The 17,081-nt window shown below is 72.0% G+C and carries 12 protein-coding genes; 5 read left to right on the forward strand and 7 right to left on the reverse strand.

Annotated elements, in window-relative coordinates; genetic code table 11:
* Positions 1–44: 44 nt before the first annotated feature.
* The 3 genes from ACZ4N4_RS44620 to ftsE all read right to left on the reverse strand — a co-directional run bounded on the left by ACZ4N4_RS44620 (position 45) and on the right by ftsE (position 3,096).
* The gene (locus tag ACZ4N4_RS44620) at positions 45–1,214 is read right to left on the reverse strand and encodes a S41 family peptidase (RefSeq protein ID WP_467600133.1); all 1,170 of its coding nucleotides are present in this window, start codon (positions 1,212–1,214) and stop codon (positions 45–47) included.
* 212 nt (positions 1,215–1,426) lie between these two features.
* Complete coding sequence (gene ftsX, locus ACZ4N4_RS44625; RefSeq protein WP_453571611.1) at positions 1,427–2,344, reverse strand: permease-like cell division protein FtsX; 918 nt, start codon at positions 2,342–2,344, stop codon at positions 1,427–1,429.
* A gap of 62 nt (positions 2,345–2,406) precedes the next feature.
* The gene (gene ftsE / locus ACZ4N4_RS44630; RefSeq protein WP_360489516.1) at positions 2,407–3,096 is read right to left on the reverse strand and encodes a cell division ATP-binding protein FtsE; all 690 of its coding nucleotides are present in this window, start codon (positions 3,094–3,096) and stop codon (positions 2,407–2,409) included.
* A gap of 247 nt (positions 3,097–3,343) precedes the next feature.
* Here ftsE and ACZ4N4_RS44635 point away from each other — a divergent pair, with 247 nt between their 5' ends.
* Positions 3,344–3,535, forward strand: coding sequence for a hypothetical protein (locus tag ACZ4N4_RS44635; protein ID WP_351701422.1), 192 nt, complete (start codon positions 3,344–3,346; stop codon positions 3,533–3,535).
* Positions 3,536–3,647: 112 nt separating this feature from the next.
* Here ACZ4N4_RS44635 and ACZ4N4_RS44640 read toward each other — a convergent pair whose 3' ends face one another.
* The 4 genes from ACZ4N4_RS44640 to ACZ4N4_RS44655 all read right to left on the reverse strand — a co-directional run bounded on the left by ACZ4N4_RS44640 (position 3,648) and on the right by ACZ4N4_RS44655 (position 8,882).
* Positions 3,648–4,268 (reverse strand): hypothetical protein, encoded by a 621-nt coding sequence (locus tag ACZ4N4_RS44640; protein WP_450756388.1) that lies wholly within the window; start codon positions 4,266–4,268, stop codon positions 3,648–3,650.
* A gap of 325 nt (positions 4,269–4,593) precedes the next feature.
* Positions 4,594–5,700 carry a peptide chain release factor 2 gene (prfB, locus tag ACZ4N4_RS44645; RefSeq protein ID WP_450756390.1) on the reverse strand — a complete coding sequence of 369 codons (1,107 nt, stop codon included), beginning with the start codon at positions 5,698–5,700 and terminating at the stop codon, positions 4,594–4,596.
* 122 nt (positions 5,701–5,822) lie between these two features.
* Positions 5,823–7,052: a serine/threonine-protein kinase gene (locus tag ACZ4N4_RS44650; RefSeq protein ID WP_467600139.1), complete on the reverse strand. Its 1,230-nt coding sequence runs from the start codon at positions 7,050–7,052 to the stop codon at positions 5,823–5,825.
* A gap of 111 nt (positions 7,053–7,163) precedes the next feature.
* A complete protein-coding gene (locus ACZ4N4_RS44655; protein WP_467600142.1) occupies positions 7,164–8,882 on the reverse strand; it encodes a serine/threonine-protein kinase in 1,719 nt (572 codons plus the stop codon).
* 417 nt (positions 8,883–9,299) lie between these two features.
* On the opposite strand from ACZ4N4_RS44655, the gene ACZ4N4_RS44660 reads away from it, so the two are divergent.
* The 4 genes from ACZ4N4_RS44660 to ACZ4N4_RS44675 all read left to right on the forward strand — a co-directional run bounded on the left by ACZ4N4_RS44660 (position 9,300) and on the right by ACZ4N4_RS44675 (position 16,953).
* The gene (locus ACZ4N4_RS44660) at positions 9,300–13,244 is read left to right on the forward strand and encodes an FHA domain-containing protein (protein ID WP_467600145.1); all 3,945 of its coding nucleotides are present in this window, start codon (positions 9,300–9,302) and stop codon (positions 13,242–13,244) included.
* 151 nt (positions 13,245–13,395) lie between these two features.
* Complete coding sequence (locus tag ACZ4N4_RS44665; protein WP_453579317.1) at positions 13,396–14,778, forward strand: ABC transporter substrate-binding protein; 1,383 nt, start codon at positions 13,396–13,398, stop codon at positions 14,776–14,778.
* A 7-nt stretch (positions 14,779–14,785) separates the two neighbouring features.
* Complete coding sequence (locus ACZ4N4_RS44670; protein ID WP_467600148.1) at positions 14,786–16,117, forward strand: carbohydrate ABC transporter permease; 1,332 nt, start codon at positions 14,786–14,788, stop codon at positions 16,115–16,117.
* A complete protein-coding gene (locus ACZ4N4_RS44675) occupies positions 16,114–16,953 on the forward strand; it encodes a carbohydrate ABC transporter permease (protein ID WP_453579312.1) in 840 nt (279 codons plus the stop codon). The genes ACZ4N4_RS44670 and ACZ4N4_RS44675 overlap by 4 nt, the downstream gene beginning before the upstream one ends.
* Positions 16,954–17,081: the final 128 nt, after the last annotated feature.

Here is a 17,081-nt window from a genome sequence, read left to right on the forward strand (position 1 = left end):
GGAAGTGGATTAGCTGCGGGTCCCGCAGGGGCACCCACGGCGGGCTACGACGGGTCGCCCAGACCGCTGAGGACCGTCTCCGCCCGCTCCAGCGCCCCGGAGCCCACCTCCAGGTCGGGGGTGATGCCCCGGCCGTCGACCGTGTGGCCCGAGGGGGTGCGGTAGTGGCCGACGGTGAGCTCGGCGACCGAGCCGTCGGGGAGCCGGGTGGGCATCTGGATGGAGCCCTTGCCGAAGGTGCGGGAGCCGAGGACGACCGCCCGGCCGCGGTCCTGGAGGGCGCCGGTGAGCATCTCGGCCGCGCTCATCGTGCCGCCGTCGACGAGCGCGACCAGGGGTCTCGCGGTGTCGCCGCCGGCGTCGGCGTGCAGGGCGCGCTGGGCGCCGTCGACGTCGTAGGTGGCGACCAGGCCGCCGTCGAGGAAGGCGGAGGCGGCGGTGACGGCCTCGCTGACCAGGCCGCCGGAGTTGCCCCGCAGGTCGAGGACGATCCCGCCGTCGGCGGGGGCCTGCCGTACGGCGTCGCGGACGAGTTCCCCGGAGCCCCTGGTGAAGGCGGAGATCTTGATGACGGTGATACCGGTGGACAGCTTGCGGACGGTCACCGAGTCGGTGGACAGCAGCGCGCGGCGCAGGGTCTCGGTCCACGCGTGCGTGCCGCGTTCGAGGCCGAGGGTGACAGTCGTGCCGGCGCGGGCGTCGGTGGCGTCACCGCGCAGTAACGAGACGACGTCGGTGACGGGCCGCCCGTCGACGTCCGCCCCGTCGACACTGCGCAGCCGGTCGCCCTTCCTGATGCCGGCGGTGGCCGCCGGCGACCCGGCCTGCACCTTGGTCACCTCGATCCGGCCGTCCCGCTCCCGCCGGGCCCACAGCCCGACACCGGTGTACTGGCCGTCGAGCGCTTCCTCGAACTCCTGGTACTCGCCCTCGGAGTAGACCGCGGCCCACCGGTCCCCGCTGCGGCTCACGGCCCGTTCGGCCGCCTCCATGGGCGACTTGCCGTCGGCCATCGCCTCGGCGGCCGCCCTGGCGACTTCGTCGTGCCCGGCGGCCGAACGAGCGGCTCCGCCCGACGTCTTCCGGTCGGCCAGCCCCGGATCGGGAAACGCCCCGGTGGCCGCCCCGGTCACCAACAACCCTGCGAACACCAACGTCAGAGCCGCCCCCCGGCGAACCCGGCGGGGCTGACAGAACAGCTCTCGGCCTGACATGCCGGTGAGTCTAGGACAACCCGAAGGACCGTACGGGAGGTTGTCCGCACGGTCCTCGTGGCATCCGTCACGCGGCGCCGCCCCACGGGGGATACGGCGTCCACCGGACGATCAAGCATTCACTCGTGAGAGTTGCGGCGACTCGACTGCGCCCAGCTGTTCGGAGGAGGCGGCCTGAGCCGGGAATCCCCTCCCCCCAAGGAGGGGAGCGGTCAGACCTTCAGGTACTTGCGCAGCGCGAAGAACGCAGCAAGGGCGGGCATCAGGAGACTTGTTGCGAGGATGAGCGGGAGCTTGGTCAGCACCGCGTCCCAGCCGATGAAGTTGATCAGGTTCAGCTTCTGGGAGAGGGCCAGGCCGTGGTCGATGATGAAGTAGCGGGCGATCACCAGGAATCCGCAGGCGACCGTGCCGCCGATCAGGCCGGCGACCGCGGCCTCCGCGATGAACGGGGCCTGGATGTAGAAGCCGGAGGCGCCGACCAGGCGCATGATGCCGGTCTCGCGCCGACGGCTGAACGCGGAGACGCGCACCGTGTTGACGATCAGCATCAGGGCGACCACCAGCATCATCGCCATGACCGCGCGGGCCGCCCAGTTCATGCCGTTCAGCAGCCCGAAGAGGTTGTCCAGGATGCCCTTCTGGTCCTGGACGGACTGGACGCCGTCACGGCCGTCGAAGGCCGTCGCGACCACCTGGTACTTCTGCGGGTCCTTCAGCTTGATCCGGTAGGACTCCTGCATCTGGTCCGGCGTGAGGGAGTCGGCGAGCGGGGAGTCGCCGAACTGCTCCTTGTAGTGCTTGTACGCGTCGTCCTGCGACTCGTAGGTGACCTTCTCGACCACCGACATCTTGCTGAGGTCGGCCTGGATCTGCTTCTTCTGGTCGTCGGTGACCGCGCCCTTGGCACAGTGGGGGTCGGACTCGGCATCGCTCTTGTTGCAGAGGAAGATCGAGACGTTGACCTTGTCGTACCAGTAGCCCTTCATAGTGGTGACCTGGTCGCTCATGAGGAGCGAGCCACCGAAGAGCGCCAGGGACAGGGCGACCGAGACGACGACCGCGAAGGTCATCGTCAGATTGCGGCGGAGACCGACTCCGATCTCCGACAGTACGAACTGGGCGCGCATGGCGTCGGGTTATGCCTTTCCGTCGTGGAGCGCGTGAAGCGTCGGGAACGTGTGCATCGGTTTCAGTGCTGGTAGCCGTAGACGCCGCGGGTCTGGTCGCGGACGAGTCGGCCCTTCTCCAGCTCGATGACGCGCTTGCGCATCTGGTCCACGATGTTCTGGTCGTGTGTCGCCATCACCACGGTGGTGCCCGTCCGGTTGATCCGGTCGAGCAGCTTCATGATGCCGACGGAGGTCTGCGGGTCGAGGTTGCCGGTCGGCTCGTCGGCGATCAGCAGTTTGGGCCGGTTGACGAAGGCCCGCGCGATGGCCACCCGCTGCTGCTCACCACCGGAGAGTTCGCCCGGCCTGCGGTCCTCCTTGCCGCCGAGCCCGACGAGGTCGAGCACCTGCGGCACCGACTTGCGGATCTCGCCCTTGGACTTGCCGATGACCTCCTGGGCGAAGGCCACGTTCTCGGCGACCGTCTTGTTGGGCAGCAGGCGGAAGTCCTGGAAGACCGTCCCGAGCTGGCGGCGCATCTGCGGCACCTTCCAGTTGGAGAGACGGGCGAGGTCCTTGCCCAGGACGTGCACCTGGCCGTGACTGCACCGCTCCTCGCGGAGGATCAGCCGCAGGAAGGTGGACTTTCCGGAGCCGGAGGAACCCACGAGGAAGACGAACTCGCCCTTCTCCACTTCCAGGGACACATCCCTGAGTGCGGGGTGGGTCTGCTTGGGGTAGACCTTGGAGACATTGTCGAATCGGATCACGGATGCACCACGGGTCGCCGGGGGTAGATGAGCGTGACCATACGCGAGTCGGGTGAGGAAGCGCAGGCGCCGGTCACGGTTGGGTGAGGCTTGTGCGGTTTTGTTCCGGGGGAGTCTTTCCGGAACGCCGGGGCGAGGTCTACGGACGGCCGCGCTCTTTCCGGGGGAACCTGGCACAGTGGAGGGGGAACGTTCTCGTTCCGCTGAGCGTTGTGTAGGTAATGGCCGGTGCAAGGAGGGCGAGCGCATGACGTACGACCGGTTGGTGTGCGCGAACTGCGCGGCGCCCGTGAGCGAAGGCCGGTGCCCCGTGTGCCGCGCCAACCGCGAGCGTCTGCAGCAGGAGAACTTCCTGGGTGGGCTGAACCCGATGGCGCTGATCGGGCTGCTGGCGGTACTGATCGCCGCCGTGGCGCTGCTGGCGCATCAGACCGCGTAGCGAACGTCACAGACAAACGCACCGCGCGAAAAGCGACCGAAGGGCCCGGAGCTGCTGCTCCGGGCCCTTCGCCGCACGTGAACGCCTACGCTCCGTGAGCGAACGGCTGCCGTCAGGCGGCGGCGCCGCCGCGGCCGCCCATGAGGCGCGGCAGGATACGGAAGCCGATGCCGCCGGCGATCATCGTGGCGGCACCGACGATCAGGAAGCCGGTCTGCGCGGCACCGGTCTCGGCGAGCTGGTCGCCGCCGCCCTGGGCCTGGGTGTTCGTGGAGTCCGAACCGGTGTCGGTGAGGGCGGAGGAGCCCTCCTCCTGCGCGGAGGTGCCGGAGTTGCCGTCGGTGCCGGTGTTGTTGCCGCCACCGGTGCCCGTGCCGCTGCCGTCGGTCGGGTTGTCGCTGGTCGGCTCGTCCGTCGGCTCGGTGGGCTCGTCGGTCGGCTGGGTGGGCTCGTCCGAGGGCTCCGAGGACTCGGACGGCGGCTCGCTGGTCGGCGGCTCGCTGGTCGGCGGCTCGCTCGTGGGCGGCTCGCTGGTGGCCGGGCCGGTCGGGATCCCCGTGGGGTCGTCGGTCGGGTCGTCGGCCGTGTTGACGGTGGCGGTCAGACCGTCCTCGTTGGCCTCGACGCCGATGGAGAGGGCGGAGGCCGCGCCGGCGGCGGTCAGCGAGGCACCGGCGGCGATCACGGCGCAGGCGGCTATCCGCGCGACCCGGATCCGTGTCTTCTTGGTCATCTGGTTGCTACCCCCAGTAGCTGAATGTCAGGTTGGCGGCGCTGGGGCTGTGCTCTACGGAGGTAGCTACGGATACGCGAGCCCCCCGGTTCTCATGCGCCCCAGAGATACGCATGCCACGCTTCACCCTTCCCATTTTTCAAAGCAACGTCAAGGCCGTTGCGGGCGCGATGTCCAGTTGCGCGCCGAATGCGGGGAGTTGAAGCCTGTGAGTGTGATGTAAAACCCAGACACAGCCCCGGCGTGGCCCGGAAATACGAGAACTGCCGCCCCGGGGGCGGCAGTTCTCGAATCGGGCCGACTCGCCATGGGCAAGTCGACAAAGTTACTTCTCCTGCTGCTTGCGCCAGCGAATTCCGGCCTCCAGGAAGCCGTCGATCTCGCCATTGAAGACGGCCTCGGGGTTGCCGACCTCGTACTCCGTACGCAGGTCCTTGACCATCTGGTACGGGTGCAGGACGTACGAACGCATCTGGTTGCCCCAGGAGTTGCCGCCGTCGCCCTTGAGGGCGTCCATCCTGGCCTGCTCCTCCTGCCGGCGCCGCTCCAGGAGCTTGGCCTGGAGGACGTTCATCGCGGTCGCCTTGTTCTGGATCTGCGACCGCTCGTTCTGGCAGGAGACGACGATGCCAGTGGGGATGTGGGTGAGGCGCACCGCGGAGTCGGTGGTGTTGACGCCCTGCCCGCCGGGCCCGGAGGACCGGTACACGTCCACCCTCAGCTCGGACTCGTCGATCTCGATGTGGTCGGTCGTCTCGACGACGGGGAGGACTTCCACGCCCGCGAAGGAGGTCTGCCGCCGGCCCTGGTTGTCGTACGGCGAGATCCGCACCAGCCGGTGGGTGCCCTGCTCGACGGAGAGCGTCCCGTAGGCGTACGGCACCTGCACGGCGAAGGTGGTCGACTTGATGCCGGCCTCTTCCGCGTACGACGTCTCGTAGACCTCGGTCTTGTAGCCCTTCTGCTCCGCCCAGCGCAGGTACATCCGCTGCAGCTTCTCGGCGAAGTCGGCGGCGTCGACGCCACCCGCTTCCGCGCGGATGTTCACGAGCGCCTCGCGGGAGTCGTACTCCCCGCTGAGCAGCGTCCGCACTTCCATCTCGTCCAGCGCCTTCTTGACGGCGGCGAGCTCGGAGTCGGCCTCGGCACGGGTGTCCGGGTCGTCCTCCTCCTCGGCCATCTCGAACAGCACCGCGAGATCGTCGATCCGCCCGCGCAGCGCCTCCGCCTTCCTGACCTCGGCCTGGAGGTGGGAGAGCTTGCTGGTGATCTTCTGCGCCTCGTCCGGGTTGTCCCACAGGGACGGCGCGGCCGCCTGCTCCTCGAGCACGGCGATGTCTGCCCTCAGCTTGTCGAGGTCCAGAACGGCCTCGATCGACTCCATGGTCGAGGAGAGGGACTTGAGCTCTTCGGATACATCGACGACTGCCACGCCTCCCAGCGTAACGGCTCCGCCAAGCGCACAGCGCCCGGCCACCGGCGCCCGGCCCGTCCGCCGGGTGGAGCGGGGTGCCCGGGGACCGCGGTCGCCGGGTCAGGCGGGCGGGCGGAAGGTCACGGCGTAGAGGTGCTGTGGGTGTCCTGGGGCGGGGAGTCGTCTCCGGAGCCCGCCAGCCACGCGCCGACGCCCACCGCCGCCGCCAGCACGATCCCGGCCACGCCCAGCGTCACCCTGCGCCGCCGTGCCGCCGCCTTGTGCCGGGCCGAGCCCGGTCGCGGCGCCCCGGACGCCCTCGGCGCCCTGGCCGTGCCCCGCGCGCCGCCCGCCAGCTCGTCGGGACCCGGCACCCTCATCGACGTGTGCGTGTCCCGGTTGGAGTCCGGCTTGGCGCCCGGCACCAGGGAGACGGCCCCCCGGCGCCGTACCCGCTGCTCCTCCGCGGCCGGAGCGGCGGCCGTCTCCTCGGCGGCCTCCTCCGACGCCTCGGTCTCCGGCTCGTCGACGTCCAGTGGCGGCATCCCGGCCAGCGTCGGCAGCTGCTCCCGCAGCCGCGCGGCCAGCTCGGACGCCCGCAGCCGGGAGGCCGGCGCCTTCGCCAGGCACTGCACGAGCAGCTGCCACAGCTCCTCGGGGATACCGGGGAGGGGGACGACGGTCTCCGTCACGTGCCGGCGCAGGACCGCGCCGGGGTGGCCGCCGCCGAACGGGGTGAAGCCCGCGAGGAGCTCGTACAGGACGGTCGCCAGGGCGTAGATGTCCACCGAGGCCCGGGGCGGCAGGCCCTCGACGATCTCCGGTGCCAGGTAGTCCGGGGTGCCGATGATCTTCGTGGCGCGGGTCCGCTTGGGGGAGTCGATCAGCTTGGCCACGCCGAAGTCGGTCAGCAGGGCGGGGTGGGCCCCGCCGGGGCCGAGCGGGCCCTGCATGTCGAGCAGGACGTTCTCCGGCTTCACGTCCCGGTGGACCACGCCCGCCGCGTGCGCCGCCGCCAGCCCGTCCGCGACGTCCGCGACGATGGCCACCGCGGCCTCGGGCGCGAGGCGCCGCTCCCGCTCCAGGCGGGTGCGCAGATCGGTGCCCCGGACCAGGTCCATGACGAGGGCGAGGTCGTTGCCGTCGACGACGAGGTCGCGGACGGACACCACGTTGGGGTGCTCAAGGCCCAGGAGGGCCGTGCGCTCCTGTACGAAGCGGCCCACGAGCTCCTCGTCGGACGCGAGATCCTCGCGCAGCAGCTTGATGGCGACGGGCCCTTCCGGCCCCTCGCCCAGCCACACCGTGCCGGCGCTGCCCCGCCCCAGGATCTGGTTGGCGGTGTACCGGCTGCCGATCTTCCGTGCCAAGGCTGCTCCTACAGACGCGTGTTGCCGACAAAAGTACGCGTCCGATGAGCCAACCTTCACCACGGAGGCGGAAATCACCCGCCAGGTGTCGACAAATCCCCAGACTCGCGGTCAGTTGTTGTTGCCGGAGCCGTTGCCGAGGTCGCCGATCCAGTTGCTGACCGACGTCGTCCAGTCCTTCAGCTGGCTCCAGTAGCCCCTGCCCTCCCCCACCCATGTGTGCACCGGGGTCAGGTCCCAGATCAGCCAGCCCGCGACGAACAGGATGACGACCATGAACAGGCAGCCCTTGAGGCAGCCGAGCCCGGGGATCTTCATCGGGTTGGCGCTGCGCTGCCGCGGCTCGCGCGGGGCCCGCTGCGGCTCGGCGGGGGCGGCCGGGGGCGCGTAGCGCTGCTGCGGCCGCTGGGGCTGCTGCGGCGGGGCGTACTGCTGCGGCTGGTGGCCGTACCCGGCGGGCTGCTGCTGCCCGTACCCGCCCTGCTGGCCGTACCCGCCGCCCTGCTGGCCGCGCGGCTGCGGCCGGCGTACCGGCTGCTGCTGCGGAGCCTGGCGCGGTTGTTGCTGCTGCGGCCGGGCCACCTGGCGCTGCGGGCGGCGGCGCAGCGGGTCCTCGTTCGGGTCGAGGTACTGGACCTGGGTCTGCTCGTTGCGGTCGCGGGCCGCGCGGAGCTGGGTCTGCCAGGGGTGCGGCTGGTCCGGCTGCGGCTGGCCAGGCTGCCCCTGGGGCATCGGCGGCATGACGGCCGTCGGGTCGGCGGCGCCGGTGTTCGGCAGCACGGCGGTCGGGTCGGCGGCGCCGGTGGGGCCGCCGGTGTGCGGGAGCACGCTGGTCGCCGCGTTCGGGTCGTACGACCCGAACGCGCCGGTGTTCGGCAGCACCTGCGTGGGGTCGGCCGACCCCGGTACGGCCGTCGGCGCCGGGTCGGGGGCCAGCAGCGCGCCCACCCCCTCGGCGGCGGCGATCTGCGCGGAGTTCGCGTGCACGCCGACGCCCTCGGCGACGACCCGCAGGCCGCGCGCGAGATTCTCGGCGCTGGGCCGTTCGTCGGGGTTCTTGCGCAGGCAGCGCTCTATGACCGTCCACAGCGGGTCGGGGACGGTGGAGGGGCGGCGCGGCTCGGCGCTGAGGTGCTGGTGGAGGACTTCGAGGGCGCTGCCGCCGGAGAACGGCGGGCGTCCGGTGACCAGCTCGTACAGCAGGATGCCGGCGCCGTAGACGTCGACGGCGGAGGTCTGCGGGCGGCCCTCGGCGGACTCCGGCGCCACGTACGCGGGCGTGCCGACGAACTCGTGGGTGCGGGTCAGGCCCGGGGAGTCGGCGAGCCGGGCGATGCCGAAGTCGGTCAGCAGCGGGTGCATCTGGCCGTCGTACTGCTGGAGCAGCACGTTGGCGGGCTTCAGGTCGCGGTGCACGACGCCGTCGGCGTGGCTGGCGGCGAGCGCGTCGGCGATCTGGGCGGTCAGCAGCGCGGCGGCGACCGGCGAGAAGGGGCCGTTCTCCCGCAGGTAGCGGTGCAGGTCGGGGCCCTCGACGAGGTCCATGACCAGGGCCAGCAGATCACCCTCGACGACCAGGTCACGGACCCGGACGATGTTCGGGTGGGTCAGCCGGAGCAGCACCGAGCGCTCCCGCAGGAACCGCATCACGACATCGGCGTCGCTGGCGAGCTCCTCCTTGAGGACCTTGATCGCGACGGTCTCCCCGGGCTGGCCGGGCACGGCCGCCTCGGCGCCCGCGGTCTCCCGCTGGCGGGCACGCCAGACGGTACCGGTGGCGCCGCGTCCGAGCGGCTCCTCCAGGAGGTACTTGCTGCCTACCGGCCGCACGTCATCCGCTCCCTGTTGCTTGCTGGTGTGTCCGGTTCTTGTGTCCGACCCACTGTAGTGCCGTGGTCCCTGGCACCGGGCTGTCGTCCGGCTGTGCTTTCCCCCGCACCGTAGGCGGCCGATAAGTGTTCCGGACGTATCCCCATACGTAGGCGTTCCCTCAGTTGTTCGATGGAAAGACGCTCGCTTCGGTCCGGTGGTTGCCGGGTCCCGACGTGACCGATCTCAAGTGATCGCCCGCACGGTATTGGTCAGGCACTTTTGGGGGCAGAGCTGACCAATCAAGATCACTTACCATCGGGGCGTGGGCGCGTTGTCAGTGGCAGGTGCGAGGATGCGTGCGACAGCAGAACTGGCCGACGTGCTCGTGGCGGTGGGGGGAATTCCGCGCCCGCGCAGAAGGGACCGCTGACGGCGATGCAGATCCGGCTGACCGTCGTAGACCCGCTGGGCCCTGCCGCGCAGCGGGGCCGGCCCGTGAGCCGGGACGTGCTGGTGACGGCGCCCGCGGGCACGGATCTGGCCGCGGTGGCCTCCGCGCTGGCCTCGGCTGTCACCGGTGACGGCGGCCCGGGCGGCCGGGAGACGAGCGGCGCCCCGGTGGTGCTGTACGCGGGGACCGAGCGGCTGGACGCCCGCCGCCGGACCCTGGGCGAGCCCCCGCTGGTCGACGGCGCCGTGCTGTCCCTGGGCGCGCCGGCCGCCCCCGAGCCGCATCCCGAGCTCGACGACGCCCCGACCCAGCTCCATGTGATCGCCGGGCCCGACGCGGGCGGGGTCCACCTCCTGCACGGCGGCCAGATCACCATCGGCCGCTCCGCCGACGCCGACGTCCCGCTCGACGACCCCGACGTCTCGCGGCTGCACTGCGCCGTCACGGTCGCCGCCGACGGCCGCGTCTCGGTCGCCGACCTGCACTCCACGAACGGCACGGCCCTGGACGGCACCCGCGTCACCGACCGCCCGGTCCGCCTCGCCGCGGGAGCGCTCCTGCGCATCGGGGAATCGGCCCTGCGGCTTACGCCGTCCGGGGGACCGGGAGCCCGGGTGGACACGGCACCGGACGGGGAGGGCTGCGTACGGGTGCTGCTCGGCGGTGAGGGCGCGGACGCGGACGAGGGGAGCGGCGGCTTCGCGGCCGGTGGTTTCGCGGGCTCCGCGCGCGGGGCGGCCGCGGCCGACGGCCCGACCGGACCCGCGGGCCGCACCCATCACGCCTACGGCACCGCGGGCTGGGGAGCCTCGGGCGGAGCGGCGGGGGGCCAGGAGCACGGGCCGGTGGAGCCACCGGTCGTACCCGCGCAGGGGGAGGCGCCGAGGATCGAGAGCCGGGGTGGACTGCCGACGGCCGGCCAGGGCGGCGGGTTCCCCGCGGGCGCCGGGCGCGGGGACGCACCGCAGACGGCCGGGCGCGCAGACGGTTCACCGCCGGCCGGGCCCAGGCACGAGCCCCCGTCGGCCGGGCGCGGAGGCGGACCGCAGCCGACCGGATCCAGGCACGAACCGTCCCGGGCCGGACGCCGGGACGGAGCACAGACGACCGCACCCGGGCAGGAACCGCCCATGTCTGCCGGGCGCGGGTACGAGTCCGCGCCGAGCGGACACGGGTACGACGCTGCGTCGACCGGAGGCCGCGGCGGACTGCCCGGCCCACGCGGTGGCGCCGCCCCCGCGCAGCGCTCCGGCGACCCACAACGCCCCGCCGCCGCGGAAGGCTCCACCGTCACGGACCGCCCCACCACCACCGACCGCTTCACCGCCACGGGCCGGTCCGCTCCCACGCAACGCTCCGGCGACACCCACGTCGGCCGCTCCGGAGTTCTCGGCGGCCCCGGCGCCCCAGGCGGCTCCCACGGTCCCGCGTCCGGCCCCAGCGCCCGAAGCGGCGGCTCCGCCGGGCCCGCGGCCTCCGATCCTCCGGCGGCAGCGCACCACCGCCCGTCCCCGGACGACGCCTCACCGACCGACGACGCCTCCGACGGCCCCGCCCTCTCCGCGAGGCGCAAAGGCACCCCCCTGCGCGGCACCGACGCCCCCGCCCTGCCCGGCGCCCGTAGGCGCGGCGGGCTCGGGGCCTGGGCGCGGCGGCTGGCCGGCGGGCGCGGTGAGATCCCGTCGGCCGCCGACGGCGAGCCCGCGGCCGAGGTCGGCGGCCCGGCATCGGCCGGTCTCCCCGCCCAGCCCGAGACCTGGCCGGATCCCGCCGCCCTGCTGCTGACCGCGCTCGGCCCCGGCCCCCGTCTCTGGGAGCGCGGGCCCGGCCACCCGGAGACGCTCACGGTCCGGCTCGGTACCGCGGACCGCCCGGCGCCCGACGCCCCGGGGCTGCTCCCCGCCGTGCCGGTCACCGCCGACCTGCGCGAGGCCGGCGCCCTCGGTCTCGCGGGCCCGCGCAGCCGCCTCGCCGGCCTCGCCCGCGCGGTACTGGCCCAGCTCGCCGCGCTGCACTCCCCCGACCTGCTGGAGATCGTGCTGATCAGCGCGGACCGGGCCCGCCCCCTGGAGGAGCGCACGGCCGAGTGGTCCTGGCTCGGCTGGCTCCCGCACGTCCGCCCCGGACACGGCCAGGACTGCCGCCTCCTGCTCGCCTACGACCGCGAACAGGCCGCCGCCCGCGTGGAGGAACTGCTCCGCAGGGTGGAGGACCTGTCCGCGCCCCGCCGACCGGCCACCGCCGCCGACCGCCCGAACCTGGCCGGTACGACCCCGGACGCCTCGTCCGCCGAGGCCGGCCACCGCCCCTCCTGGGCCCGCGACGACCTCGGCGCCGACGACGGCGACGGCAGGGGCGGCTTCCCGGGGCCGTACACGGTCGTCGTCGTGGACGGCGATCCCGGCGGCTCCGCGCTGCGGGACGCGGTGGCGCGGCTGACCGTCGCCGGGCCGCGCGCCGGAGTGCATGTGATCTGCCTGGCGGAGACGGCACCCACCTCGCCCACCTCGCCGGTCACCCAGACCTACGAGGCGGCGTGCGCGGTCACGCCGACGTTCCGGGAGTGCGGGGCCGTGGCCCTGCTCAGCGGGGACGTGGCGACCGCACTGCATCTGCTGCGGGTGGCCCGCACCGACGCGGCGGGCCCTCTCGGCCCCGGCACCCTGGCCGCGGTGGACGCGGTCTCCCCCGCCTGGGCCGAGCGGTTCGCGAGGGCGCTGGCCCCGCTGCGCCCCGACGGGCCGGCCGGCGACCGGCACACCCGCGTGGCCACCCCGCTCCCCCAGTCCGCCCGTCTGCTGGACGAGTTGGGGCTGGCCCGGGCCACCCCGGCCTCGCTGATGGCCCGTTGGGCGGACGCGGCCGACGACGCGGAGTCGCTGGGCGGCCGGGCCCGGGCGGTGCTCGGCGCCGGACCGCGCGGCCCGCTCGGCGCCGACCTGGTGGCCGAGGGACCGCATCTGCTGATCGAGGGGCCGCCCGGCAGCGGCCGTACCGAACTGCTGCGGGCGATCGTCGCCTCGCTGGCCGCCGCCGAGCGCCCCGACCGGCTCGGGATCGTCCTGATCGACGGCCGCGACGGCGTCGGCACCGGTTCCGGCGCGGGACTCGGCGAGGGCCTGCGGGTGTGCACGGACATACCGCATGTGACCACCCATCTCTCCGTCAACGACCCGGTCCGGATGCGTGAGTTGGCGCAGTCGCTGAGCGCCGAGCTGAAGCGGCGGGCCGAACTGCTGGGCCGCTCCGACTTCGCCGACTGGCACGCCCAGCGGGAGATCTCGGGCCGTATCGTCGCCCAGCGCGGCCGCCCCGCCGCGTCGGGCGCCGCCGACATAGAGGCGCCGCCGAGCTCCACGATCCGGCTGCGCCCGTCGGCCGGGGCCGCCGCCCGTCAACGCACCGAGGCACCACCGCCGTTGCCGCGCCTGGTCGTCGTGGTCGACGATCTGGACGCCCTGGTCTCCCCCGCCCTCGGCTCACCGGGCCGGCCGGCCGCCGGTTCCGTGATGCGGGCGCTGGAAGCGGTGGCGAAGGAGGGCGACCGGCTCGGCGTCCACCTGATCGCGGCGGCCGGCGCGAGCGGTCGTACGGCGGAGACGGAACCGGCCCGGCGGGCCACCCTGCGCGTCACCCTGGACCCACCGGCCTCGGGACCCGACGAACCGGCGCCGGGCCGCGGCCGCCTGACCACCCCGGACGGCCGTGTCACGGCGTTCCAGGCGGGCCGCGTCACCGGCCGCATCCCCCGCACGGCGACCCAGCGCCCCACGGTCGTCCCCCTCGACTGGCCCCGCATGGGCGACCCCCCGACCCGCCGCCCGGTGAGGGAGCTGGGCAACGGCCCGACGGACCTGGCGCTGCTGGCGAGCGCGGTGGAGAGAGCGGCCAAAGAGGTCGCGGCGGCGGAGGTTCCCTCGCTGCTGTGAGCGAGGGCGAACCCGGGTCACTGATCACGAGGCGATCACGATCTACGGCCCTCACCTGTACGCACCCTTGCCGCACAGGCGCCCCCCGCGTACACCGGAGCGCACGGAACAGAGTTCTGACGTTCAACGAGGAACGACGAACGGGGAAGTGATGCGCGCCATGAGCAACACCATCCGGACAGGCAGGGCCCTCACGACACTCACCGCACTCCTCGCGGGAGCCCTCGTGCTCACCGCGTGCGGAGGCAGTGACGACAAGAAGGACGGCAACGGCTCGGAGAGCAGCGCCAGTACGTCCGGTTCCACCCTCACCCTCCCGAAGCTGGACGGCACCACACTCGAGGTGGCCGCGGTCTGGACCGGCCAGGAGCAGAAGAACTTCAAGCAGGTGCTCGCGGAGTTCGAGAAGCGCACCGGTGCGAAGGTCACCTTCGTGCCCGCCCAGGATCCGATCATCAACTTCCTCGGGTCGAAGATCGCGGGCGGTCAGCCGCCGGACATCGCGCTGCTGCCGCAGCCCGGCGCGATCAAGCAGGCCGTGCAGAAGGGCTGGGCGAAGCCGCTCGGCGCGGACGCGGTCAAGGAAGTGCAGAAGAACTACTCGCAGGGCTGGCAGGACATCGGCAAGGTCGGCGGCAAGCAGTACGGCGTCTACTACAAGGCCGCCAACAAGTCGCTGATCTGGTACAACGCCAAGGTCTTCGAGAACGCGGGCGCCACCGAGCCGAAGACCTGGAAGGACCTGCTGACGACCTCGCAGGCGGTGTACGACTCCGGTGTCACCCCGTTCTCGGTGGCCGGCGCGGACGGCTGGCCGCTGACCGACTGGTTCGAGAACGTGTACCTCTCCCAGGCGGGCCCGGAGAAGTACGACCAGCTGGCCCAGCACAAGATCAAGTGGACCGACCCGTCGGTGAAGCAGGCGCTGACCACGCTCGCCCAGATCTGGGGCAACAAGAACTATCTGGCGGGCGGCCAGAACGGCGCGCTGCAGACGGAGTTCACCACCTCGGTCACCCAGACCTTCACGGGCGGCGACCAGCCGAAGTCGGCGATGGTCTACGAGGGCGACTTCGTGCAGGTCAACATCGGTCAGACCAAGGCGAAGGTGGGCACGGACGCCAAGGTGTTCCCGTTCCCGGCGGTCGGCTCCGCCGCGCCCGTGGTCTCCGGCGGTGACGCGGCCGTCATCTTCAAGGACTCCAAGGGCGCCCAGGCCCTCGCGACCTTCCTGGCCTCCCCGGACGCGGCGACGATCCAGGCGAAGCTCGGCGGCTATCTCTCGCCGAACAAGAGCGTGCCGAACTCGGCGTACCCGAACGAGGTGCAGCGCACCATCGCCAAGGCCCTGATCTCCTCCGGTGACGACTTCCGCTTCGACATGTCCGACCAGGCCCCGCAGGCGTTCGGCGGTACCCCGGGCAAGGGCGAGTGGAAGGACCTCCAGGACTTCCTGAAGAACCCGAAGGACGTCGCGGGCACCCAGGCGAAGCTGGAGAAGGACGCGGCGGCCGCCTACGGCAGCGGAAGCTGACCGGGCGATGGCCGCACCCGCGACGACGGCCCCCGCCCCTCCGGGCCGCCGCAAGAGCGTGACCGGCACCCGCAGGACCGTGGCGTTCCTCTTTCTCCTGCCCGCCCTGGTGCTGCTCGGCGCGCTCGTGGTCTACCCGATCGGGTACTCGCTGATCCGCAGCTTCTACAACGCGAACGGCGACGGTTTCGCCGGCTTCGACAACTACAAGGCGATCTTCACGGACGACGGCATCCGCACCGCCCTGAAGAACAACATCATCTGGGTGGTGTTCGCGCCGACGGTCTCCACCGCCCTCGGTCTGATCTTCGCGGTGCTGACCGAACGGATCCGCTGGGGCACGGCGTTCAAGCTGGTCGTCTTCATGCCGATGGCGATCTCGATGCTGGCCGCCGGGATCATCTTCCGTCTCGTCTACGACCAGGATCCGGACAAGGGCGTCGCCAACGCGGTCTGGGTCGGGATCCACGACACCTTCGCCCAGTCCTCCGCGTTCCCGAACGCCCACCCGGGTCGCGAGTCACCGCTGAAGCCGGACCAGGGCGGCTTCGTCACCACGGCCACCGTCCACACCGGGCAGACCGTCGCTCTCCCCCTGGTCGGCGTCGCCCCGGACCAGATGCCCGACGGTGCGAAGAAGGCCGTGGCGGCGAAGCCCGACCCCGGGAAGATCACCGGCACCACCTGGCAGGACTTCACCCGTGGCAAGGGCGTCGGCAGGCTCGGCGCCCCCGACCCGTCCGAGGTCGGCTACGACGGGATGCGCATCGAGGCGGTGAAGGACGGCAAGGTGGTGGCCTCGGCCAAGGCCGCCGCCGACGGCACCTTCACGCTGCCCGCCGCCGCCGACGGTGCCCGGCTCAAGCTGCCGGCGAGCAACTTCAAGCAGCCCTACAACGGCGTCGACTGGCTCGGCCCGTCCCTGGTCACGCCCGCCATCATCGGGTCGTACATCTGGATGTGGGCGGGCTTCGCGATGGTGCTGATCGCGGCCGGGCTGGCGGGTGTCCCCCGGGAGCTCCTCGAGGCGGCCCGGGTCGACGGGGCGACCGAGTGGCAGGTGTTCCGCAAGGTCACCGTGCCGCTGCTCGCGCCGGTCCTCGCGGTGGTCACCGTCACCCTGATGATCAACGTGCTGAAGGTCTTCGACCTCGTGTACATCATCGCGCCCGGCTCCTCGCAGGACGACGCGAACGTGCTCGCCCTGGAGCTGTACCGCAAGGGCTTCGCGGAGGACCAGCCGGGCATCGCGAGCGCGATCGCGGTGTTCCTGCTGCTCCTCGTGATCCCGGTGATGTGGTTCAACGTGCGTCGGCTGCGACGGGAGGAACGGCGATGAGCTGGCTGCTGGAGAAGATCAACGGCGGTCTGGTGCGGGTCTTCCTGATCGTCGTCGCCCTGTTCTGGCTGGTGCCGACGATCGGGCTGCTCGCCTCCTCCCTGCGTTCCCCGGAGGACATGAGCGCGAGCGGCTGGTGGAACGTGTTCGCCAAGCCGTCCCAGCTGACGTTCGACAGCTACCAGAACCTCCTCGAGAACAGCGACATCACCCACTCGCTGTGGAACACGGTCCTGATCACGGTTCCGGCGACGGTCCTGGTGGTGATCATCGGGGCGCTGGCCGGTTACGCGTTCGCGTGGATGGAGTTCCCGGGCCGGGACTGGTGGTTCCTGATCGTGGTCAGCCTCCTGGTGGTCCCCGTCCAGGTCGCGCTGATCCCGATCGCCGAACTCTTCGGCAAGATCGGCCTGTTCGGGACGATTCTCGGGGTGGTCCTCTTCCATGTCGGCTTCGGCCTGCCGTTCGCGGTGTTCCTGCTGCGGAACTTCTTCGCGGAGATCCCGCGCGAGCTGCTGGAGGCGGCCCGTCTCGACGGCGCCGGTGAACTGCGCCTGTTCACCCGGGTGGTGATGCCGCTGGGCGGCCCGGCGATCGCGAGTCTGGGCATCTTCCAGTTCCTGTGGGTGTGGAACGACATGCTGGTCGCGCTGGTGTTCACCAAGTCGGGCACCCAGCCGATCACGGTGGCGCTCCAGACCCAGGTCCGCCAGTTCGGCAACAACGTCGACGTCCTGGCCCCCGGCGCCTTCATCTCGATGGTGATCCCGCTGGCGGTGTTCTTCGCGTTCCAGCGGCAGTTCGTGACGGGGGTGATGGCCGGCGCGGTCAAATAACCGCACAAGACGCCTCGAAGAAGGGCGAGTCGGTCATCGGCTCGTCCTTCGCCGGGTTCTGGGGGTGGCCCTGTCCCCCGGAAAGCGCAGGTACGGAACGTAACCCACATGACGTAGGGAACCGTAAC

The organism is Streptomyces sp. NPDC026538, from assembly GCF_055567535.1.

Excerpts from the sequence above, each read along its gene's own strand:
- ACZ4N4_RS44620 (WP_467600133.1), bottom strand. The coding sequence starts at position 1,214 with ATGTCAGGCCGAGAGCTGTTCTGTCAGCCCCGCCGGGTTCGCCGGGGG.
- ACZ4N4_RS44660 (WP_467600145.1), top strand. The coding sequence starts at position 9,300 with ATGCAGATCCGGCTGACCGTCGTAGACCCGCTGGGCCCTGCCGCGCAG.
- ACZ4N4_RS44665 (WP_453579317.1), top strand. The coding sequence starts at position 13,396 with ATGCGCGCCATGAGCAACACCATCCGGACAGGCAGGGCCCTCACGACA.
- ACZ4N4_RS44675 (WP_453579312.1), top strand. The coding sequence starts at position 16,114 with ATGAGCTGGCTGCTGGAGAAGATCAACGGCGGTCTGGTGCGGGTCTTC.
- ACZ4N4_RS44635 (WP_351701422.1), top strand. The coding sequence starts at position 3,344 with ATGACGTACGACCGGTTGGTGTGCGCGAACTGCGCGGCGCCCGTGAGC.
- ACZ4N4_RS44670 (WP_467600148.1), top strand. The coding sequence starts at position 14,786 with ATGGCCGCACCCGCGACGACGGCCCCCGCCCCTCCGGGCCGCCGCAAG.
- ftsX (WP_453571611.1), bottom strand. The coding sequence starts at position 2,344 with ATGCGCGCCCAGTTCGTACTGTCGGAGATCGGAGTCGGTCTCCGCCGC.
- ACZ4N4_RS44640 (WP_450756388.1), bottom strand. The coding sequence starts at position 4,268 with ATGACCAAGAAGACACGGATCCGGGTCGCGCGGATAGCCGCCTGCGCC.